Source organism: Micromonospora sp. NPDC049900, assembly GCF_044461025.1.
Taxonomy (GTDB): Bacteria; Actinomycetota; Actinomycetes; order Mycobacteriales; family Micromonosporaceae; genus Micromonospora.
On the sequence record NZ_JBITKM010000007.1, the window covers coordinates 36,922 to 57,591 of the forward strand.

Sequence of the window (20,670 nt, forward strand, 5' to 3'; positions counted from 1 at the left end):
TCAATCAGGTGATCTTCCACCGTCCACCCCGACGGTGCGCAACACCCCGGCGAGGCCCACGCCGACCGGACCGACCACCAGTTCCAGCAGGCAGGGCCGGTCCGCGCCGAACGCCTCCGCCGAGGCCGCGCCGACCAGTTCCGGCCGGTCGACACGAACACCCCGCAGACCCAGCAGGCGGGCCCAGCCGGCGTACGGGACGTCGTCGGCGGGCGGACGGGGCGACTGCGCGTACCGGGGGTGCCCGGAGCGGGTGTTCAACACCAGCAGCACCAGGCGCGGATCCGGCCACGCCGTCCGGTGCCGGGCCACGGCGACCAGTTCGGCCAGCCCGGAGGCGCGCATCCCCTCGTCGGCGACGACGGCGAGCACCGGGCGGTCCGGGGCGGCCAGCTTGGCGGCCAGCGCGTACGGCAGGGCGGCGCCGGGCGCACCGTCCGTGCGCAGCAGCTCGACCCCGACCGGTACGCGCAGGTGGCGGGCGTACCCGGCGACGGTGCCGCCGCCGTCCACGGTCACCGCGCCGCCCGGCGGCAGCCGGGTGACCAGTTCGTCGAGAACCTGCCCCGGATCGACGGCCCGACCCTCGTCCCACGGCAGACGGGCGGACGCGTCGGCGGGCAGCACCAGGCAGACCGGGCCGCCGCCGCGCAACGCGCTGCCCAACGCCTCGTCCACCAGTTCCGGCACCCGGGCCGGGTCGGCGGCGTACCGGACGTCCCGACACGTCCCGGCGAAACGGGGGCCGTCGTCGCGGTGCCCGTCGAGCTGCTGCTCGCCGAGCACCGCCAGCACCGGCAGGCCGGCCCGGCGGGCGGCGTCCAGACCGCCGAGCAGGCCCAGCGCGTCCGGCCCGCCGTCGGAGAGGCAGACGCCGACCCCACCGGCGAACCGGGCGTGGCCGGCGGCCATCGACGCGGCGCTCTCGGCGTGCCGGACCGGGACGAACTCCGGGTCGTCGCCGGCCGCCTGCAACGCCTCGACCAGTGGCGCGGTCGCCCGGCCCGGCGCGCCGTAGACCCGCGCGACCCGCCAGGCCAGCAACCGCGCGACGACCGCGTCCGCGACGGACTGGTCAGCCACCGCCCCGTCCCGGGGTGACCGGGTCGACGTAACGCAGCACCGCGCCGACGCCCTCCACCAGCTCCGGAGCCTCGTCCGGGCCCAGCACGGTCAACTCGGCGTCGGTGCCGACCAGGGCCCGCACCAGTGCCGCGTCGGCGCGTACCCGGGCCGGATCGGCCACGGTGGGGAGTTGACCCGGGTCGGTGGCGATGTCGGTGGCCGCCGGGCCGATCCAGAGCTGCCCGTCGGCGGACGGGTCGTCCACCAGCAGCATCGTGTCCACCTGGTTGCGTTGCAGCGCGGCGACCACGGCGTCGAGTCCGGCGCCGACGTCCTCCTGCGTGCCGAAGCGGTCCAGCGCGGCGGTGACCCGCTGGTCGGCCACCTCGGCGATGGTCTGCACGGTCAGGTCGTCCAGCATGCTCTGGTCGGCCCCCTCGGCCCGGGACCCGGCGTCGGTGCGGACCACCATGTCCTGCCAGCGCGCCGGCATCTGGGCGGCGATCATGCCGGTGGCCCGGATGTCGCCGGCCACCACGACCACCTCGGCGCCGACCCGTTCGGCCAGCTCCACGGTGGCGGCGGTGACGTCGCCCGCGTTGTGGTGCCACGCCTCCATGGCGGCGCGCTGGTAGCGCGACTGGGACCAGCCGCCGGGCTTGACCCGGCGCAACGGGAAACTCTCCCGACCGGTGACGTGCGCCCGTCGGGGCACCCCACCGGCGCTGACCGACATCGCGTCGGCGCCGGTCCGGTCGGCCAGCACCCGCACCCACGCGACCTGCTCACCCCGCTGGGCGAGCAACGGCATCACGTGCGGCAGCGGCGCGTACGCGGCCAGGTCCCGCCGGGGCGGCGCGGAGAGGTACTCGGAGAGCACCACCCGCCCCTGGGCGCCGAAGACGGCGAGCCCGTAGTCCCCGGGCAGCGGGTCGTGTCCGCGTACCACCCGGTCGATGGCGGCGATGGTCGGTTCGTCGGCGCCCTGCTCGGCGAGCTGCTGTTGCAGCCCGCGCCAACGCAGGTCGAGTGCGGCGTGGGCGTCCTCGGTGTCCATCGAGGCGTCCAGGTAGACCGAGCACCACGGACCCGGGCGCTGGTAGAGCGGGCGCAGGAAGGACAGCTGCATGCTCGACCCCTTTCCGGCTCGACCCCGCGCTTACCCGCACCACCCGCGTTGTCACCTGCCGGCCACCGCGTGACCGATTTTCATTCACGTCGTTCAACCCCGAGGATCGATACGATCTGTAGGCGAAAGCGGACTCTGGGTGGTGGACATGGACACGACGTCGTACTCCCGACGCAGCCTGCATCCGACCGGTCGGATCCTCACCGCGCAGATCGTGCGGCTGATGGACGGCTACCCCCGGGAGGTACGCGTGGGGCAGCCGGTGCTGGTGGTGGTGGTCGCCGCCGCCGGTCTGATCGGCCTGCTGGCCAAGCTGGTCCGGGCCGCGCTCAGCGCCGGTTCGGGCACCGGCCGGCGCAGCTTCAAGGAGCTGAAGAAGGGGCCGGAGTACCTGGTCACCCCGGTCCGCCTGCGCGACTCGAACGGCAAACTGTACGAGGTGGAGCTGCACGGGCACCTGCCGCAGAGCGCGCTGCACCCGGCCGACCACGTCCAGCTCACCCTGCGCGACCAGGGCGACCCGGACCTGGCGCCGAAGATCGAACGGATCGTCAACCTGACCACCGGTCAACTGCTGCGACCGCGCACCGCCACCATGTGGTCGCACCTCGGCCCGCCGCTGCTGCTCCAGGCCACACTGGGGCTGCTGCTCCTGGCCGGGCTGGCCGCCTGCACCGCGCTGACCTGAGCGTCAGCCGACCGGGGCGGGCTCCCGCTGCGGCGCGGGAGTGGTGTCGAGCATGCCGCGTCGGCGGGCCCAGCGCTCGAAGACGAGGGTGGCGAACGGCGGCACCGCGCAGGCCAGCGCCACCACGGTGGCCGTCAGGCTCCACCGGTGCACCCGGGCCACGGCCAGCACGAGCAGCCCGTACACCACGAAGAGCGCGCCGTGGATCGGGCCGAACACCTTGACCCCCAGCTCGTTGTCGGGCGGGCCGTACTTCGCCGCCATCCCGGCCAGCAGGCCGGCCCAGGAGATCGCCTCCGCGATCGCCGCCACCACGAACAGCCGAGTCACCTTCTCTCGCACGTCAGCCATGGTATGCGGCACCGGAACCGGAGACCGCACGCGGTCGGGCCCTCCGCCCGGATGCATGGACGTGTCACGTCGGGGGTACCAGGGGTGACAGGGTGGTGACCATGGGCGAGGAAGTCGGCGCACAGACCTTCAGCCGCCAGGATCGGGCTCGCTACCGGGACAAGGTCCGGCGCTGTCTCGACGTCTTCGCCGAGATGCTCCGGGAGTCCCGGTTCGACGTCGACCGGCCGATGACCGGCCTGGAGATCGAGCTGAACCTGGTCGACGACGACTGGCTGCCCACCATGCGCAACGCCGACGTGTTGCGGGCGGTGGCCGACCCGAGTTTCCAGACCGAACTCGGGCAGTTCAACGTCGAGATCAACGTCGCGCCCCGGCGGCTGGCCGGCACCGGCCTGCACGAGTTCGAGCAGAGCGTACGGGCCAGCCTGAACGCCGCCGACCAGCGGGCCCGGACGGTCGGCGCGCACCTGGTGATGATCGGCATCCTGCCGACCGTGCGCCCCGAGCACCTGACCGCCGAGACGTTGTCGAACAATCCCCGCTACGCGCTGCTCAACGAGCAGATCTTCGCTGCCCGGGGCGAGGACCTGCGGATCACGGTCAACGGGGTGGAGCGGCTGTCGGTGACCGCCGACACCATCACCCCGGAGGCGGCCTGCACCAGCACCCAGTTCCACCTCCAGGTCTCCCCGGCGCAGTTCGCCGACTACTGGAACGCCGCCCAGGCCGTCGCCGGGATCCAGGTGGCGCTCGGCGCGAACTCGCCGCTGTTCTTCGGCCGGGAACTGTGGCGCGAGACCCGCATCCCGCTGTTCCAGCAGGCCACCGACACCCGCCCCGAGGAGATCAAGACGCAGGGCGTACGGCCCCGGGTGTGGTTCGGGGAACGCTGGATCACCTCGGTCTTCGACCTGTTCGAGGAGAACGTCCGCTACTTCCCGGCGCTGCTGCCCGTCTGCGACGACGAGGACCCGTCGGAGACGCTGGCCGCCGGGGGCGTACCGAACCTGGCCGAGCTGCGGCTGCACAACGGCACCGTCTACCGCTGGAACCGGCCCGTCTACGACGTGCTGCGGGGCCGGCCGCACCTGCGCGTGGAGAACCGGGTGCTGCCGGCCGGGCCGACCGTGCTGGACACCGTCGCCAACGGCGCGTTCTACTTCGGACTCGTCCGGGCGCTGGCCGAGGCGGACCGGCCACTGTGGTCGCAGATGTCGTTCAGCGCCGCCGAGGAGAACTTCAACACCTGCGCCCGGCACGGCATCGACGCGCACGTCTTCTGGCCCGGCCTGGGCTACCTGCCGGTCACCGAGCTGGTGCTGCGCCGCCTGCTGCCGCTGGCCCAGCAGGGACTGGACCGGTGGGGCGTGGACCCGGACGAGCGGGACCGCCTGCTCGGCATCATCGAGCAGCGCTGTCTCACCGGGCGCAACGGCGCGAGCTGGCAGGTGGCCACGTTGCACCGGCTGGAGTCGACCGACCAGCTCGACCGCCCGGAGGCGCTGCGCGAGGTGGTGCGGCACTACGTGGAGCTGATGCACAGCAACCGTCCGGTCCACGAGTGGCCGATCCCCTGACGACCTCCCGACACAGAGAGTGATCGAACGGAGACGGGCATTACCGTGGGTGCGACGTCCTTCCGCCGGGTCGAGAGGATCCGCCGATGCCTCCGTCACACCGTCACTCCGTCACCCGTCTCGCCGTACCATTCCTCGCGCTCGCCCTCGTCGGCGGTGCCGTCCATCCGCTGCCCGCCACCGCCGCACCGCGCACCGCCACCACCGGCGAGCTGCGCACCAGCGTGCGCGACGCCGCCACCGGCGCCGACGCGCGCGGGTGCCTGCACCTGGTCCCGGTCGACCGCGACCCGCTCACCGTCGTCGCCATCGGCGAGGAACAGGTCGGGCGGCTCGCCGGCTGCACCGGCACCGAGGGCGGCACGGTGGTCGCCACCGACGTTCCACCCGGCCGGTACCGCCTGCTGGCCCGTCCCTACGAACCCCACCACGGACTGCAGTGGGTCGGCGCACACGGCGGCACGGGACAGCGGGAGCGGGCGGCGGTCGTCACGGTGCGTGCCGGCCGGACCGTGACCGCACCCACGGTCCGCTTCGACCCGCCGGGCGCCGTGACCGGCCGGCTGACCAGGACGGACGGTACGCCGGTGGCCTCTTCCGGGTACGTCTCGACGGTGCCGGACGTCCCGGACCCCAAGTACGGCGGCCGGGGTGCCGTCACCGACGACGACGGCCGCTACACGCTGACCGGCCTCGGGCCGTACCACTGGCCGTTGTACTTCAGCGCAACCCGTATGGCGAGCCAGTGGTCCGGCGGCACCGCCGACTGGCGCGAGGCCCGCACGGTCCGGGTCCGCGCCGGTCGAACCGCCAGCCTCGACCAGACGCTCAGTCCCGGCACCGTGGTCAGCGGCACCATCACCGCCCCGGACATCTCCTACTACGCCCAGGTGATCGCCTTCCACTCCCGCACCGGTGACGTCGTGGGCGTGGCGGACGCGGCCTCCGAGTACACGCTGCGGCTACTGCCGGGGCAGTCGGTGGTGCTGCGCTGCGACTGCGCGTACACGCCGAGCCGCTGGTATCCGAACGCCGGGCAGATCGGCGGCGCCCAGCCCCTGCGGGTACGCGGCACCCCGTTGACCGCGCACTTCGACTTCACCCGTGTCGCCGTGCCGTGAGCGGGCGCTGCCGGTGACCCGGCGAACGGATCAGCCGCCCGCCTGCCACACCTTCCACAGGCCGTAGAGGGCCGAGACGCCGAGCGCCACCGCGCCCAGCAGGACCGCCTGGCGGCGCTGCGCGCTCGGACGGACCTGGGCGACGACGGTGGCCGCATAGAGCACCGCCACGATGATCGTCCAGGCCCACGCGGTGGAGATCCGTTCGTCGACCCGGCAACCGGCCGGCGCGGGGTGGATCGCCGGGCACACGTCGACGCGTGGCACGGCCAGATACCAGAAGCCGGCCCAGGCGAGGATCGCGACGGCGCTCGCCACGGCGACCGTCAGCCAGGGTCGGAACGCTGCGGACACGGCCACCTCCTTCGGGACACCCGGGAGCGTCGAGCGTGCGGGACACCCCGGGGGCGGCCAGCGTACCGGTCGCGGATCTGCACGCGGAGACGGCACCGCCCGCCGTCGACGGTGGGTGACCGTCGACGGCGGGCGGGTGAGCCTGGTCGGAGCCCCGGCGGTCAGTCGACGCCGAACTCCATGGCGGCGCGGTCCAGGGCCGCGTCCTCGGTCGAGGAGACGCCCCGGGAGGCGATGGCCTCCGCGCCGCCCTCCGGCATCGCGCCGATCAGTCCGGTCGAGGCGGCCTGCGCGGCACCCACCACCCGCTGCGGCGCGCCGCCGACCATGCCCAGGTTGGCGTACTGCTCCAGCTTCGCCCGGGAGTCGGCGATGTCCAGGTTGCGCATGGTGAGCTGGCCGATCCGGTCCGCCGGGCCGAAGGCCGAGTCCGCGGTCCGCTCCATCGACAGCTTGTCCGGGTGGTAGCTGAAGGCCGGGCCGGTGGTGTCCAGGATCGAGTAGTCCTCGCCCCGCCGCAGTCGCAGCGTCACCTCGCCGCTGACCGCCGTACCGACCCAGCGTTGCAGCGACTCGCGCAGCATCAGCGCCTGCGGGTCCAGCCAACGCCCCTCGTACATCAGGCGGCCGAGACGGCGACCCTCGTTGTGGTAGTTCGCCAGGGTGTCCTCGTTGTGGATGGCGTTGACCAGCCGCTCGTAGGCGGCGTGCAGCAACGCCATGCCGGGCGCCTCGTAGATGCCCCGGCTCTTGGCCTCGATGATCCGGTTCTCGATCTGGTCGGACATGCCCAGGCCGTGCCGGCCGCCGATGGCGTTGGCCTCCAGCACCAGGTCCACCGCGCTGCCGAACTCCTTGCCGTTGATCGTGACCGGACGGCCCTGGTCGAAGCCGATCGTCACGTCCTCGGTGGGGATCTCCACCGCCGGGTCCCAGAACCGGACGCCCATGATCGGGTTGACCGTCTCGATGCCGGCGTCCAGGTGTTCGAGGGTCTTCGCCTCGTGCGTGGCGCCCCAGATGTTGGCGTCCGTGGAGTACGCCTTCTCGGTGCTGTCCCGGTAGGGCAGGTCCCGCTCCTGCAGCCACTCGGACATCTCCTTGCGGCCACCCAGCTCGGTGACGAAGCTGCTGTCCAGCCACGGCTTGTAGATCCGCAACTGCGGGTTGGCCAGCAGGCCGTACCGGTAGAAGCGCTCGATGTCGTTGCCCTTGAAGGTCGACCCGTCGCCCCAGATCTGTACGTCGTCGGCGACCATCGCCCGCACCAGCAGCGTCCCGGTGACCGCGCGCCCCAGCGGCGTGGTGTTGAAGTACGCCCGCCCGCCCGAGCGGATGTGGAAGGCGCCGCAGGTCAGCGCCGCCAGCCCCTCCTCGACCAGGGCGGCACGGCAGTCGACCAGGCGGGCCAGCTCGGCGCCGTAGCTGAGCGCGCGACCGGGCACCGAGGCGATGTCGGGCTCGTCGTACTGGCCGATGTCGGCGGTGTAGGCGCAGGGCACCGCACCCTTGTCGCGCATCCACGCGACCGCGACCGAGGTGTCGAGGCCGCCGGAGAAGGCGATGCCGACACGTTCACCCGTGGGCAGGGAGGTAAGAACCTTGGACACAAGGAAGAGTATGCACCACCCCGCATACCCATGCAAGTTGTAGCCGACGAGCCACCCGTGCGCGGGAAATCAGGCAGACCTACGCCACCATAAATTCATTACCATCGAAGCCGTCACCCTCCGTGAGACGAGGAGCGCGCTGTGACTCAGGCTGACCGACGCACCCGCCGCCCGCACGCCGCCGACCAGATCGAGCTGCCGCCCGAGCCCCGCGCCACCTCCGTGTTCGTCACCGGGCACGCACCACGCCGACGCGGCGTGATCATCCTGCTCAGCGTGCTCGCCGGCTTCCTGCTCACCGTCGTCTGGTCGGCGGAGTTCGTCGACCAGACGATCGGCGACAACATCGCCAACGCCATGCTGGGCCACGACGCCAAGGAAACCCCGCTCAGCGGAGTCCTGGCCGGTGTGCTCTTCGCGTTCGTCTCCGGAGTCGCCGGCACCTTCACCGCCTGCAACGTCGCCGCCTTCGGTGCCCTCGCCCCCTTGGCCGGTACGCCCGACAGCCGGCTGGGCCGCTTCCTGGCGCCGCTGCGCCCGCTGGGCTGGATGGCGGTCGGCATGGTCACGGTCTCCGCCGCATACGGTGCGATCGTCGGCCTGGTCGGCACGTCGATGCCCCAGTTCTCCGTCGCGCCGAACACCCCTGGATCGCTGTCACCACGCAGCATCCAGTCCATGGTGGTCTTCGGCCTGATCGGGCTGATCATGATCTACCTGGGGCTGGCAGCGCTGCGGGTGGTGCCGGACCCCTTCGCCCGGATCTCACGCCGGTACCCCAACGCCCCACTGGTCTTCATGGGCGTGCTCATCGCCGGCTTCCTGATCGGGCGACCGTTCCCGCTGTTCCGTCAGATGTTCCGCGACGCCGCGGAGAGCGGCAACCCGTTGTACGGTGCGGCGGCCTTCACCCTCCAGTCGATCGGCAACATCGTCATCATGGCGGTGCTCTTCCTGTTGCTGGCATGGTTCGCCGGCAGTCGGTTGCAGAGCTGGTTCGCCGCGCGCCCGGCCCGACTCGCGGCGACCATCGCGGTGGCGTTCCTCGTCGCGGGCGTGTTCACCTTCCTCTACTGGGACGTCCGGCTGCTCGCCCGTCGGGAGATCATCCCCTGGTACCCGACCGCTCCCTGGGCATGATGTCGGCCGCCTCGCGGAGGGCGGTGATCGTGGTGCGTACGGCGGGGGTGTCCGCGACGGCGTCGTGCACCACCACGTGGATCGAGCGGATCGGGGTCGGCCGGACCACCCGGACCGGCCGCACCCCGTCGGGCAGGTGTGCGGCGCCGAGCGCGGGCAGCACCGTGAGGCCGATACCGGCGGCGACGAAGGCGAGCGCCGTACGGTAGTCGTGCGCCTCGACCCGGAACGCCGGGCTGAATCCGGCGGCGGTGCAGGCTTCGAGGAGTTTGGCGCGGCACCAGCCCCGGGCGAAGTCGTTGTCGACCCAGCGCTCCTCGGCGAGGTCGGCCAGGTCCACCTCGTCGTGGCCGGCGAGGGGGTGTCCGGCGGGCAGGACGGCCACGTACGGGTCGTCGAGGATGTGCTGGGCGGTGAAGCCCGAGCCCGGGTCGAAGCCGGGGTCGGCCACGACCACCTGGACGTCGGCGCGTTCCTCCCGGCTGTCCGGGATGTGCTCCCGTAGTTGCAGGTCCAGCCGGACGCCGGGGAGTTCGGTGAGGATGTGCCGCACCACGAGCGGCATCCACGCCTCCCCCACCGACGCGAAGTACGCGATGGACAGCGAGCCGGTGCGGCCGGTACGCAGGTCCGCGATCAGCGACTCGGCCGCGCCGACCCGGGCGAGCACCCGATCCGCCTCGGCGGCGAGGGCGTGGCCGGCGGCGGTGGGCCGCAGACCCCGACCGGCGCGGGCGAGGAGGGTGAGGCCGGTCTCGCGTTGCAGCGCGGTGAGGTGCTGGCTGACGGCGGAGGGGGTGTAGCCGAGGTTGACGGCGGCGGCGGCGACGGAGCCGGACGCGACGACGGAACGGAAGACCCGGAGGCGGTGAACGTCGAGCACCCCACAACCATAAAGCAGAACTTAACGGTCGTGAAGAAACAGTCGCTGGTGCTGAATCGTCGGGCGTTCGAGAATCGATCCATGACGCTCACCGAAGCCCCCGGCAGGGCCACCACCGACGGCTCCCGCGCCACGGCGTACCCGCCATCTGCGGCACCGCGTCGGACCTGGCCGATCGTGGCCGCCGCCGCGACCACGGTGGTGCTGTGGGCCTCGGCGTTCGTCGGCATCCGCTTCGCCGGGCACGACTACTCGCCGGGCGCGATGGCGCTGGGCCGCATGCTGGCCGCGTCCGCCGCGCTGACCCTGTTCGTCGTGGTCACCCGACGGATCCGGGCGCCGTACGCCGCACCGAGTCCCCACCGGGTCGCCGTGCCCCGGGGCGGCACGCTGGGGTTGATCGCGCTGTGGGGCGTGGCCTGGTTCGGCGGGTACAACGTGGCGCTCAACGCCGCCGAGCGGCTGGTCGACGCCGGGACTGCCGCGCTGCTGGTGGCGGTCGCGCCCATCCTCGTGGCGATCGCGGCGACGCTCGTACTCGGCGAACGGCTCACCGGCCGCCTCGGCGTCGGGGTGACGATCGCCTTCGTGGGCGTGGCCCTGATCGCGGTCGGCGGCTTCACCGGCCACGCCGACCCGGTGGGCGTCGCGCTGGCGGTCCTCTCCGCCGTGCTCTATGCCTTCGGCGTCCTGCTCCAGAAGCGTCTCCTGGCGCGGGTGGACGCGGTGACGGTGACCTGGCTCGGCGCGCTGGCCGGGACGGCGGCCCTGCTGCCGTTCGCGCCCACGCTGCTCACGGAGTTCACCGCGGCCCCGCTCCCGGCGACCCTCGGCGTACTGTTCCTCGGCGTGTTCCCGACCGCAATCGGCTTCCTCACCTGGGGCTACGTCCTGTCCCACTGGACCGCGGGCCGCACCACCGCCGCGACCTACCTGGTCCCGCCGGTGACGGTCCTGCTGTCCTGGACGCTGCTGGGTGAGGTGCCCGCGCCACTCGCCCTGCTCGGCGGCGTGCTCTGCCTGGCCGGCGTGATCTTCGCGACGCGCCGCTGACAGCCGAACGACGGCACGGCCGCACCACACGGGGCCCCGCTCGCGCCTCGCGGCACGGCGCGTGGCCCCGCTCGCGCCTCGCGGTGTGGCGCTCGGCCCCTGTCGAGCGATGGTTGCCCCGCGACGGTGGGCGCCCGGTGCCATCGGTGAGCCACGGGCAGCAACAGGGGCAGCAGCAGCGGCGGGCCGGCCGTAGACTCGCCTGGCCGCGCCGCAGCCGGGCGCACCGACGCGGGAGGAAGGCCGTGGCGAGCGACGCGTACGAACCGGTCGAGGTCTCGATGGCCTCCGATGCCGGGGCACCTCCGGCAGGCAGCCGCAGACGTCGGATCCTGCCCCTGGTCGCCGTGACGACCGTGGTGGCGGTGGCAGTGGGCCTGGCCGTCTGGTTCGCCCGACCCGCGCCGGAGCCGGACCCGGTGACCGGCCAACCTCGTTCGGCACCCGTCGAGTTCGCTCCCGACCAGCAGATGTTCTACCCCGGTCATCTGCCTGGCCCGGTCCGTGCCGCCAGTTACGTGACCGAGCCGGACATCCACACCATCACGATGTCCGGGTACCTCGATTCTGCTGGGGACAGCGGTCGCTCTGACGACGACGAGGACTGGCGTGTCGAGATCCTGATGGCGGCGCGGGGCGCCGACGTCCACCGCTTCGACCGGGAGTACGACGAAGAAGGCGAACTGAAGGTCCCGGGCGATCCGGTCGCGCCGGTGCACGGCCGTCCCGCCTTCCAGACCGAGTGGGAAACCAGCCGGATCCTGGTCTGGGAGTACGCGCCGGATGCCTGGATCCGGATGACGGTGACCAGTGTCGACCGCCCTGGCGAGACCACGCGCCGCGTGGCCGAGGGCATTCGCTGGGTGACCACACCACTGCCCCTGCCCTTCGAGGTGACGGGCCTGCCCGACGGCGCTGTGCTCGAACGTACGACTCTGCAGTGGAGCCAGGACGGGCCGACGAGTTCCTCCGCCGAGTACCTGATGACGCAGATCGAGGGCGCTCACGAACGTCCGTTCGCCCACACCGTCACGGTCGGTCTGAGCACCGAGAGTCTGGCGAGTCGCAGAGACAACGAGACCGAGGACGTCACCGTGGCAGGCCGGGCCGCCACCGCACACGTCTTCAAGAACAAGGGCAGCGCGGGGACGTACCGGGTGGGTCAGCTCCCCGGTGGGTGCGCATCATGTGTCGCGGAGTTGCACATCCCGACCCGACCTGCCAGCACCGGGGTGGGCGACCGGGACGACGCGCTGAAGCTGGCGGCCTCGATCCGGCTGGTGGAGGGTCGTGAGGATCCCGCCGAGTGGCGCTTCTGGTAGCCGGCGACCCGCCCCGGTGGCCGAGGACGACCGGCCGGTCAGAGTGCCACGATCGCTGCCGTCTCCGCCGGTAGCTCGATGCGGTCGCGTTGCACGGTGACGCCCTCCCCCGTGGCCAGCAGCACCCGGCGGGCCACCCCGGGCAGCGTCACCCGCTGCGGCTTGTCCGCCAGGTTCGCCGCCACCAGGCAGCCACCACGCCGCATCACCAGGAACCGGTCGCCGTGGCGGACGTCGATGGCGAACAGGTGCGGGTCGGACAGTTCGGGGCGGGACTTGCGCAGCGCGATCAGGCGGCGGTGGAACTCGTACATCTGCCGGTGTTCGGGTTTGTCCAGCTCGGACCAGTCGAGCCGGGAGCGGACGAAGGTCTGCCGGTCCTGCGGGTCGGGCACGTCGCCGGGGGGCCAGCCGTGGGCGGCGAACTCGCTGCGGCGGCCGGTCACCACGGCAGCCGCCAACTCGGGCTCCGGGTGCGACGTGAAGTACTGCCACGGCGTCGACGCCGCCCACTCCTCCCCCATGAACAGCATCGGCGTGAAGGGGGCGGTCATCAGGAGCGTCGCGCCGACGCGCAGCAGCGCCGGGGAGAGCGTCGCGGAGAGGCGGTCGCCGGTGGCGCGGTTGCCGATCTGGTCGTGGTTCTGCAGGTACGCGACGAAGCGGTGGCCGGGGGTACGCGGGTCGACCGGGCGGCCGTGCTGGCGGTGGCGGAAGCTGGACCAGGTGCCGGTGTGGAAGAACGCGCCGGTGAGCACCTCGGCGAGGCACTCCATGGTGCCGAAGTCGCCGTAGTAGCCCTGCCGTTCGCCGGTGAGCAGGGTGTGCAGGGCGTGGTGGGCGTCGTCGTTCCACTGGGCGTGCAGGCCGTAGCCGCCGGCCTCCCGGGGGCTGATCAGCCGGGGGTCGTTGAGGTCGGACTCGGCGATCAGGGACAGCGGGCGGCCCAGGTGCACGGAGAGCGACTCGACCTCGACGGCGATCTCCTCCAGCAGGTGCACCGCGCGGGAGTCGGGCATCGCGTGGACGGCGTCCAGCCGCAGGCCGTCGACGTGGTAGTCGCGCAGCCACATCAGGACACTGTCGGTGACGAAGCGGCGTACGCCGTCGGAGTGCCGGCCGTCCAGGTTGACCGCCTGGCCCCAGGGGGTCTCCCGCTCGCTGAGGTACGGCGCGAACATCGGCGCGTAGGCCCCGGAGGGCCCGAAATGGTTGTAGACGACGTCGAGGATCACCCCCAACCCCTTGGCGTGGGCGGCGTCGACGAGGCGTTTGAGTCCGTCCGGGCCGCCGTACGGTTCGTGCGGGGCGAACCAGCAGACGCCGTCGTACCCCCAGTTGTGCTCGCCGTTGAAGGCGTTGACCGGCAGCAGTTCGATCATGTCGACGCCGAGGTCGACCAGGTGGTCGAGCTTGCCGATCGCGGCGTCGAAGGTGCCTTCCGGGGTGAACGTGCCGACGTGCAGTTCGTAGAGGACGCTGCCGGGCAGTTGCCGCCCGGTCCAGGCGGTGTCGGTCCAGTCGAAGGCCGCGTGGTCGTAGCGGCGGCTCGGGCCGTGCACCCCGGCGGGCTGCCACCGCGAGCGGGGGTCGGGCAGCGCCCGGTCGTCGTCGTCGAGCAGGAACGCGTAGTCGTCACCGGCGTCGGGCACCTCGACCCGCCACCAGCCGCCCCGCCCGGCACGCATCTCGTGGTCGGCGGCGCCCGGCAGGCGCAGCCGGACCCGGGACGCCTCCGGTGCCCAGACGGTGAACTCGGTCATGACGCCTTCCCGGTGCCATCGGTGGGGGTGAGCAGCGCGACGGGATAGGTGGCGAGCAGGTCGGCCAGACGGACCTGACCGTCACTGTAGACCCGCCCGGTGAACTGGCACGACATCTCGTCGACAGGCAATGACAGGGTGGTGTCACGCCAGCCGCCGCCCGCCGCCAGGCCGAGCGGAAGCCGGGTGGCGACGGCGAGCGCGCCGCCCCGGTCGAAGGCGACGGCGTGCCGGGCGGCCGGGCCGTGCACGACGACCGGCTGGTAGTCGCCGAACAGCCCCGGGCGGCCCCGACGCAGGCGCAGGGTGCGGGAGACCACGAGCAGCTTGGCCGCGCCGGTCTCGTCCACCGTCGGCTGCCAGCCGGCGTCGAGCCGGGCCAGCAGCTCCCGGCGTACGGCGAAGTCGACCGGGCGGCGGTTGTCCGGGTCGACCAGGGAGTCGTCCCACAGCTCGGTGCCCTGGTAGGTGTCGGGCACTCCGGGCATGGCGAGCTGCACCAGCTTCTGCCCGAGCGAGTTGACCCAGCCGGCCGGGGTGATCTCGGCGGCGAACGCGGCGATCGATGCGTGCACCGCCGGGTCGTCGTACATGGCGTCGACCAGGGCGTGCATCGCCTGCTCGAAGGCCGGGTCGGGGTCGGTCCAACCGGTCGAGGCGGCGGCCTCCCGGGCGGCCTTCTCGGCGTACGCGTGCATCCGCTCGCGCGCGATCGGCCAGGCGCCGACGACGGTCTGCCAGAGCAGGTGGGCCAGCGCGGCGTCCGGCAGTGGGACGGCGGAGGTCCAGGCGGTGACCTGCTCGGCCCAGCGGCGCGGCAGCTCGGCCAGGACGGCCAGGCGGGCGCGGACGTCCTCGCCGCGTTTGGTGTCGTGGGTCGACAGCGTGGTCATGCTCGCCGGCCAGCGTTCGTGCCGGGCGGCGGCGAAGCGGTGGAACCGGCCGGGCAGGGTGCCGAAGTGGGCGGGGCTGCCGCCGACCTCGTTGAGCGCGACGAACCGGGTCCACCGGTAGTAGGCGGTGTCCTCGACGCCTTTGGCCATCACCGCACCGGTGAACTGCGGGAAGCGGCGGGCCAGTTCGTCGTCGGGGTCGCGTAGCCGCCGGGTCACCGTGTCCAGCGCGCCGGTCAGGTCGGTGCGGCGGCGGCCGGCCTCGGCGCGGGCGTTGGCCAGGTGCCGTGCCCCGTCGGGCGGGTAGCCCCGGTAGACCGGGAACGCGGCGGCCAACTCGGCCAGGGCGGCGCGGGCCGCGTCCGGCTCCACGTCGGGCGCGAGTGCGGCGAGGCGGGTCAACTCGGTGGCGAGCAGCCGGGTGGCGGCACCGAGCTTCGTGTCGTGGGTCAGGTCGGCCCAGGAGGTGGCCCGACCGACCAGCCGGGTGTCCAGGGCGGTGAAATCGGCCTCGGCGTCGCTGTCGACGAAGAGTCCACCGACGGCGTTGAGGGCGTCGTAGCCGGTGGTGCCGTCCACCGGCCAGGAGGGCAGTTCCTCGCCGTACTCCAGGATCTTCTCCACCACCAGCCAGGCGTCCGGGGCGGCCTCGCGCAGCCGGGCCAGGTAGCCGCCGGGGTCGCGCAGCCCGTCGGGGTGGTCGACCCGGATGCCGTCGACCTCACCGGCCGCCGCCCAGGCCAGGATCAGCTCGTGGGTGGCGGCGAACACCTCCGGGTCCTCCACCCGCAGCCCGGCCAGGGCGGCGATCGAGAAGAACCGGCGGTACGACAGCTCGGTGTCGCCGCGTCGCCAGGAGACCAGTTCGTAGTGCTGCCGGTCGTGCACCTCGCCGGGGCTGCCGTCGCCGGTGCCGTCGGCGATCGGGAAGCGGTGCTCGTGGTAGCGCAGCTCACCGTCGGCGATCTTGAGGTCGGCGAGCGCGTCGGGGTCGTCGGCGAGCACCGGCAGCAGCAGCCGGTCCCGCGTCCAGTCGATGTCGAACCAGCGGGCGTACGCCGAGTCGCGTCCCCGGCGCAGCACGTCCCACCAGGCCGGGTTGGCGGCCGGTACGGCGACTCCGGCGTGGTTGGGCACGATGTCGACGACCAGGCCGAGCCCGGCCGTGCGCAGGGCCCGCAGCAGGCGCTGCCGGGCGGGCTCGCCGCCGATCTCCGGGTTGACCTGCCGGTGGTCGACGACGTCGTAGCCGTGCGCGCTGCCCGGTGCGGCGGCCAGCAGCGGCGCGCTGTAGAGGTGGGTGACGCCGAGGGCGGCGAGGTAGCCGGCCAGGTCGGCGGTGGCGTCCAGGTCGAACCCCGGGCTCACCTGCACCCGGTAGGTCGCCCCGACGGGGGTCACGGTCATGGTCAGGCCACCCTCTCCAGCACCACCAGTGAGCGGTCCGGTACGCAGACCGAAGCGCCGGTCTCCACGGTGGTGCTCTTGTCCTGGTCGGGTTCGGCGGTGCTGATCACCAGCTCCCAGCGCTGGCCGAACTCGGCCGGCGGCGGGGTGAAGTCCAGTGGCGCGTCGTGGGCGTTGAAGCAGAGCCAGAACGAGGCGTCGTGGTGGCGTTGGCCGTACTGGCCGCGTTCCCGGATGCCCTCGCCGTTGACGAACAGCGCCACCGAACGGCCGAAGTCGTTGCCCCAGTCCTCGCCGGTCATCTCCCGCCCGTCCGGGGTGTACCAGGCCAGGTCGGGCAGGGGCTCGTCGACCCCGCGACCGTGCACCGGCAGGCCGGTGAAGAAGCGGCGGCGCTGGAACACCTGGTGCTGCCGCCGGAACTCGACCAGCCGGCGGGTGAAGTCGAGCAGCTCGGTGTCGACCGCGTCCCAGTCGACCCAGGCGATCTCGCTGTCCTGGCAGTAGGCGTTGTTGTTGCCCCGTTGGGTGCGGCCCAGTTCGTCGCCGTGGCCGATCATCGGTACCCCCTGGGACAGCAGCAGGGTGGCGATGAAGTTGCGTTGCTGCTTGGCGCGCAGCGCGCGCACGCCCGGGTCGTCGGTGTCGCCCTCGACGCCGCAGTTCCAGGAGCGGTTGTGGCTCTCGCCGTCGCGGTTGTCCTCGCCGTTGGCCTCGTTGTGCTTGTCGTTGTAGGAGACCAGGTCGGCCAGGGTGAAACCGTCGTGGCAGGTGACGAAGTTGATGCTGTGGAAGGGACGGCGGCCGTCGTCCTGGTAGAGGTCGGCGGAGCCGGAGATCCGGGAGGCGAACTCGGCGAGGGTGGCCGGCTCGCCGCGCCAGAAGTCGCGAACCGTGTCGCGGTACTTGCCGTTCCACTCGGTCCACTGCGGCGGGAAGTTGCCGACCTGGTAGCCGCCGGGGCCGACGTCCCACGGCTCGGCGATCAGCTTGACCCGGCTGACCACCGGGTCCTGTTGCACCACCTCGAAGAAGGTGGAGAGCCGGTCGACCTCGTAGAACTCCCGGGCCAGGGTGGCGGCCAGGTCGAACCGGAAGCCGTCCACGTGCATCTCGGTGACCCAGTACCGCAGCGAATCCATGATCAGTTGCAGCGAGTGCGGGTTGCGGACGTTGAGGCTGTTGCCGGTGCCGGTGTAGTCCACGTAGTACTGCCGATTCTCCTCCGACAGGCGGTAGTAGCTGGGGTTGTCGACACCCTTGAAGCTGAGCGCCGGGCCGAGGTGGTTGCCCTCGGCGGTGTGGTTGTAGACCACGTCGAGGATGACCTCGATGCCCGCCGCGTGCAGCGCCTTGACCATGCCCCGGAACTCCTGCACCTGCTGGCCCAGGTGGCCCAGGGCGGAGTAGGCGTGGTGCGGGGCGAAGAAGCCGATGGTGTTGTAGCCCCAGTAGTTGCGCAGCCCCATGTCGGCCAGGCGGTGGTCGTTGACGAACTGGTGCACCGGCATCAGCTCGATGGCGGTGATGCCGAGCCGGGTCAGGTGCTCGATCATCGGTGGTGAGGCGATGCCCGCGTACGTGCCGCGCAGCTCCTCGGGGATGCCGGGCAGCCGCATGGTCAGCCCGCGTACGTGCGCCTCGTAGATCACCGAGTGGTGGTACGGGATGCGCGGCGGGGCGTCGTTACCCCAGTCGAAGTACGGGTTCACCACCACGGACTTGGGCATAAACGGCGCCGAGTCGGTGACGTTCATCCGGTCCGGGTCACCGTGTTCGTAGTCGTAGACCGCCGGGTCCCACCGCACGTCCCCGTCGATCGCCTTGGCGTACGGGTCGATGAGCAGCTTGTGCGGGTTGCAGCGCAGCCCGTTCGCCGGCTCGTACGGGCCGTGCACGCGGTAGCCGTACCGCTGGCCGGGCCCGATCCCCGGGATGTACGCGTGCCAGACGTACGCGTCCACCTCGCGCAGCTCGACCCGACGTTCGTGGCCGACGTCCCACTCGTCGAAGAGGCACAGTTCGATCTTGTCCGCCACCTCGGAGAAGATCGCGAAGTTGGTGCCCATCCCGTCGTACGTGGCCCCGAGGGGGTACCGCTCGCCCGGCCAGACCTGCATGTCGCTCCTTCGGCCACGTGTCACGGGCGCGCGCCCGCGCCCGTAGCGCACCCGTCCGGGGGAGCCCGGCCGAGGCGCGCGGCGGTAATGCCCCGCACGGTCCGCCACCAATCCATCCGATCGGGTGAATGCCCGGTATCCGGCCGACTGATGCCAGATGAACCCTTGCGGTGCCGTCCGTCACTGTGACCGTTCTCGGGGTGCGTTATCGGCCATCATGCCGTTTCCTTGTTACCGGGCAAGTTCTCGCCTGCCCGAACCCCGACGCTGTTCCCCTCGCCGCCACCGACGCCGGCGCGTTCTCTGCTGCACGGACGGAGACTGCTGTGACGACCCTGCGGATCGGCGGGCGTACCGCCACCGCCACGGACCGGCTCCACCGGCCCACCCTCACCTCGCGACCCCAGATCCCGGCCCAGCCCGGTCCGGCCACCCCGCCGCGCACCCACCGCATCCTGATGTTGTCGTGGGAGTTCCCGCCGGTGCTCGTGGGCGGCCTCGGCCGGCACGTGCACGCGCTCTCGGTGGCTCTGGCCGCCGCCGGCCACGAGGTCACCGTCGTCACCCGTCACTGCGAGGGCGCTCCGCTGGAGGAGTACGTCGACGGCGTCCGGGTCGTCCGGGCCGTCGAGGACCCGGTGGCCTTCCCGCTGGCCACCGAGAGCCTGCTGGCCTGGACCATGGCGTTCAACCACACGCTGACCCGGGCCGCGCTGCGTGCCGCCTCCTCCGGCGGCTACGACGTCATCCACGCCCACGACTGGCTGGTCGCGCACGCCGCGATGACCCTGCGCGACCACCTGGACCTGCCGCTGGTGAGCACCATCCACGCCACCGAGGCGGGCCGGCACCAGGGCTGGCTGCCCGAGGAGATGAACCGCACCATCCACGGCGTGGAGCACTGGCTCAGCACCGAGTCGACCCGGGTGGTGGTCTGCTCCGGGTACATGCGCGAGGAGGTCAGCGCCCTGTTCGGGGTGCCGACCGAGCGCGTCGACGTGGTCCCCAACGGCGTGGAGCCGCATCGCTGGCGGGTCTCGGCCAGCGCGGTGGCGCAGGCCCGGGCCCGGTTCGCCGGGGACGGCCCGCTGGTCACCTTCGCCGGTCGGCTGGTCTACGAGAAGGGCGTGCAGCACCTGCTCGCCGGGCTGCCCAAGCTGCGCGAACGGCACCCCGGGCTGCGTGCGGTGATCGTCGGTGACGGGCCGTACCGGGGCGAGTTGGAGGCCGACGTGCACCGGCTCGGTCTGGGCGGCATGGTCAGCCTGCCGGGCTTCCTCGGCGGCACCGACCTGCCGGCCGTGATGGCCGCCTCCGACTGCTTCGCGGTGCCCAGCATCTACGAGCCGTTCGGCATGGTGGCGCTGGAGGGTGCCGCCGCCGGTGCCCCGCTCGCGGTCGCCGAGACCGGTGGGCTCGCCGAGATCGTCGAGCCGGGCGTCACCGGCATGACCTTCCGGCCGCACGACCCGGACGCGCTGACCGACGCGGTGCACGCGGTGCTCTCCGACCGCGAGCGGGCCCGGACGCTGGCCCGTCGCGCCCGTGCCATGGTGCACGAGCAGTACGGCTGGGCGGCCATCGCCAGCCGTACCGGCTCGGCGTACGCGGCGGCCATCGCCCAGGCCCCGAACGTCGCCGCCGAACGCGCCGCGCAGCTCATGGCGCACGGGCGGTCGCGTCCCGTGGTCCCGGACGGCAACCTGCTGGCCGCCGCCGGCCTGCGCTGACCCACACCGGCGCCGTCGCACGACACGGCCCTGGCTCCCGCCGCACGCGGGCGCCAGGGCCGTCACCGTTTCCGGCCGGCACCGTTCGGGCCGCGTGGCGGGAGGGCAGCGTGGCGGGAGGGCAGCGTGGCGGGAGGGCAGCGTGGCGGGAGGGCAGCGCGGGCGCTGTCCGGGTGATGCGACCGCCGCAGATGCCGCCACCGACCCGGACGTGGCCGGCCCGGCGGTCGGTGGCGGCGGAAGAGGTACTCCTTCGCCGCGCCTGTCGAGCTGACGGCGAGAACGGATCGCCGACGCCGTGCAGGTCCGCTCGACCGGCTGGTGGACGAGGCCGACGGATGCTCGACCCTGGCCGCGAACGGAGGCCGCCCGGATGCTCGACCCAGGCCGCGAACGGAGGCCGCCCGGATGCTCGACCCAGGCCGCGAACGGAGGCCGCCCGGATGCTCGACCCAGGCCGC

At 72.6% G+C, this 20,670-nt stretch carries 16 protein-coding genes; 7 read left to right on the forward strand and 9 right to left on the reverse strand.

Annotated features, from left to right (window positions below):
- Both ACIBMZ_RS17465 and ACIBMZ_RS17470 read right to left on the reverse strand, forming a co-directional pair.
- Positions 1-1,083 carry a thiamine pyrophosphate-binding protein gene (locus tag ACIBMZ_RS17465; RefSeq protein ID WP_396694877.1) on the reverse strand — a complete coding sequence of 361 codons (1,083 nt, stop codon included), beginning with the start codon at positions 1,081-1,083 and terminating at the stop codon, positions 1-3.
- Entirely contained in the window at positions 1,076-2,194 is a 1,119-nt protein-coding gene (locus tag ACIBMZ_RS17470; RefSeq protein ID WP_396694879.1) for a Vms1/Ankzf1 family peptidyl-tRNA hydrolase, read from the reverse strand. The genes ACIBMZ_RS17465 and ACIBMZ_RS17470 overlap by 8 nt, the downstream gene beginning before the upstream one ends.
- A 148-nt stretch (positions 2,195-2,342) precedes the next feature.
- Here ACIBMZ_RS17470 and ACIBMZ_RS17475 point away from each other — a divergent pair, with 148 nt between their 5' ends.
- Entirely contained in the window at positions 2,343-2,882 is a 540-nt protein-coding gene (locus ACIBMZ_RS17475) for a hypothetical protein (protein WP_396694881.1), read from the forward strand.
- Between the two features lie 3 nt (positions 2,883-2,885).
- On the opposite strand, the gene ACIBMZ_RS17480 is transcribed toward ACIBMZ_RS17475, so the two are convergent.
- The gene (locus tag ACIBMZ_RS17480) at positions 2,886-3,233 is read right to left on the reverse strand and encodes a DUF3817 domain-containing protein (protein ID WP_396694883.1); all 348 of its coding nucleotides are present in this window, start codon (positions 3,231-3,233) and stop codon (positions 2,886-2,888) included.
- A gap of 101 nt (positions 3,234-3,334) precedes the next feature.
- Between ACIBMZ_RS17480 and ACIBMZ_RS17485 the strand changes: the two genes are divergently transcribed.
- Together ACIBMZ_RS17485 and ACIBMZ_RS17490 are read left to right on the forward strand one after the other, a co-directional pair.
- Positions 3,335-4,813, forward strand: a complete 1,479-nt coding sequence (locus tag ACIBMZ_RS17485) for a glutamate-cysteine ligase family protein (protein WP_396694885.1) — start codon at positions 3,335-3,337, stop codon at positions 4,811-4,813.
- 86 nt (positions 4,814-4,899) lie between these two features.
- Positions 4,900-5,934, forward strand: a complete 1,035-nt coding sequence (locus ACIBMZ_RS17490) for a hypothetical protein (RefSeq protein ID WP_396694887.1) — start codon at positions 4,900-4,902, stop codon at positions 5,932-5,934.
- Positions 5,935-5,964: 30 nt separating this feature from the next.
- Here the strand turns inward: ACIBMZ_RS17490 and ACIBMZ_RS17495 are convergent, their stop codons facing one another.
- Both ACIBMZ_RS17495 and argG read right to left on the reverse strand, forming a co-directional pair.
- The gene (locus tag ACIBMZ_RS17495; protein WP_396694889.1) at positions 5,965-6,288 is read right to left on the reverse strand and encodes a hypothetical protein; all 324 of its coding nucleotides are present in this window, start codon (positions 6,286-6,288) and stop codon (positions 5,965-5,967) included.
- A gap of 161 nt (positions 6,289-6,449) precedes the next feature.
- Complete coding sequence (gene argG, locus ACIBMZ_RS17500; RefSeq protein ID WP_396694891.1) at positions 6,450-7,898, reverse strand: argininosuccinate synthase; 1,449 nt, start codon at positions 7,896-7,898, stop codon at positions 6,450-6,452.
- 141 nt (positions 7,899-8,039) lie between these two features.
- Here argG and ACIBMZ_RS17505 point away from each other — a divergent pair, with 141 nt between their 5' ends.
- Positions 8,040-9,038 carry a hypothetical protein gene (locus ACIBMZ_RS17505; RefSeq protein ID WP_396694893.1) on the forward strand — a complete coding sequence of 333 codons (999 nt, stop codon included), beginning with the start codon at positions 8,040-8,042 and terminating at the stop codon, positions 9,036-9,038.
- Here ACIBMZ_RS17505 and ACIBMZ_RS17510 read toward each other — a convergent pair.
- Positions 9,004-9,921: a LysR family transcriptional regulator gene (locus ACIBMZ_RS17510; protein WP_396694895.1), complete on the reverse strand. Its 918-nt coding sequence runs from the start codon at positions 9,919-9,921 to the stop codon at positions 9,004-9,006. The genes ACIBMZ_RS17505 and ACIBMZ_RS17510 overlap by 35 nt on opposite strands.
- Before the next feature lie 81 nt (positions 9,922-10,002).
- Here ACIBMZ_RS17510 and ACIBMZ_RS17515 point away from each other — a divergent pair, with 81 nt between their 5' ends.
- The gene (locus tag ACIBMZ_RS17515; protein ID WP_396694897.1) at positions 10,003-10,974 is read left to right on the forward strand and encodes a DMT family transporter; all 972 of its coding nucleotides are present in this window, start codon (positions 10,003-10,005) and stop codon (positions 10,972-10,974) included.
- A gap of 245 nt (positions 10,975-11,219) precedes the next feature.
- A complete protein-coding gene (locus ACIBMZ_RS17520) occupies positions 11,220-12,296 on the forward strand; it encodes a hypothetical protein (RefSeq protein WP_396694899.1) in 1,077 nt (358 codons plus the stop codon).
- A 38-nt stretch (positions 12,297-12,334) separates the two neighbouring features.
- Here the strand turns inward: ACIBMZ_RS17520 and treZ are convergent, their stop codons facing one another.
- Genes treZ through glgX form a run of 3 tightly spaced genes read right to left on the reverse strand, consistent with a single transcriptional unit; the run spans position 12,335 to position 18,479 of the window.
- Entirely contained in the window at positions 12,335-14,059 is a 1,725-nt protein-coding gene (gene treZ / locus ACIBMZ_RS17525; protein WP_396694901.1) for a malto-oligosyltrehalose trehalohydrolase, read from the reverse strand.
- Positions 14,056-16,359 carry a malto-oligosyltrehalose synthase gene (gene treY, locus ACIBMZ_RS17530; RefSeq protein WP_396694902.1) on the reverse strand — a complete coding sequence of 768 codons (2,304 nt, stop codon included), beginning with the start codon at positions 16,357-16,359 and terminating at the stop codon, positions 14,056-14,058. Before treY ends, treZ begins: the two co-directional genes overlap by 4 nt.
- 2 nt (positions 16,360-16,361) lie before the next feature.
- Positions 16,362-18,479 (reverse strand): glycogen debranching protein GlgX, encoded by a 2,118-nt coding sequence (gene glgX, locus ACIBMZ_RS17535; protein ID WP_396694904.1) that lies wholly within the window; start codon positions 18,477-18,479, stop codon positions 16,362-16,364.
- A 326-nt stretch (positions 18,480-18,805) separates the two neighbouring features.
- Between glgX and ACIBMZ_RS17540 the strand changes: the two genes are divergently transcribed.
- Positions 18,806-20,209, forward strand: a complete 1,404-nt coding sequence (locus ACIBMZ_RS17540) for a glycosyltransferase family 4 protein (RefSeq protein WP_396694906.1) — start codon at positions 18,806-18,808, stop codon at positions 20,207-20,209.
- The last annotated feature ends 461 nt before the right edge of the window (positions 20,210-20,670 follow it).

What these genes read in the sequence shown, in the direction of transcription:
- treZ (WP_396694901.1), bottom strand. Translation starts at nt 14,059, where the DNA reads ATGACCGAGTTCACCGTCTGGGCACCGGAGGCGTCCCGGGTCCGGCTG.
- ACIBMZ_RS17475 (WP_396694881.1), top strand. Translation starts at nt 2,343, where the DNA reads ATGGACACGACGTCGTACTCCCGACGCAGCCTGCATCCGACCGGTCGG.
- ACIBMZ_RS17470 (WP_396694879.1), bottom strand. Translation starts at nt 2,194, where the DNA reads ATGCAGCTGTCCTTCCTGCGCCCGCTCTACCAGCGCCCGGGTCCGTGG.
- ACIBMZ_RS17480 (WP_396694883.1), bottom strand. Translation starts at nt 3,233, where the DNA reads ATGGCTGACGTGCGAGAGAAGGTGACTCGGCTGTTCGTGGTGGCGGCG.
- treY (WP_396694902.1), bottom strand. Translation starts at nt 16,359, where the DNA reads ATGACCGTGACCCCCGTCGGGGCGACCTACCGGGTGCAGGTGAGCCCG.
- ACIBMZ_RS17515 (WP_396694897.1), top strand. Translation starts at nt 10,003, where the DNA reads ATGACGCTCACCGAAGCCCCCGGCAGGGCCACCACCGACGGCTCCCGC.
- ACIBMZ_RS17490 (WP_396694887.1), top strand. Translation starts at nt 4,900, where the DNA reads ATGCCTCCGTCACACCGTCACTCCGTCACCCGTCTCGCCGTACCATTC.
- glgX (WP_396694904.1), bottom strand. Translation starts at nt 18,479, where the DNA reads ATGCAGGTCTGGCCGGGCGAGCGGTACCCCCTCGGGGCCACGTACGAC.
- ACIBMZ_RS17485 (WP_396694885.1), top strand. Translation starts at nt 3,335, where the DNA reads ATGGGCGAGGAAGTCGGCGCACAGACCTTCAGCCGCCAGGATCGGGCT.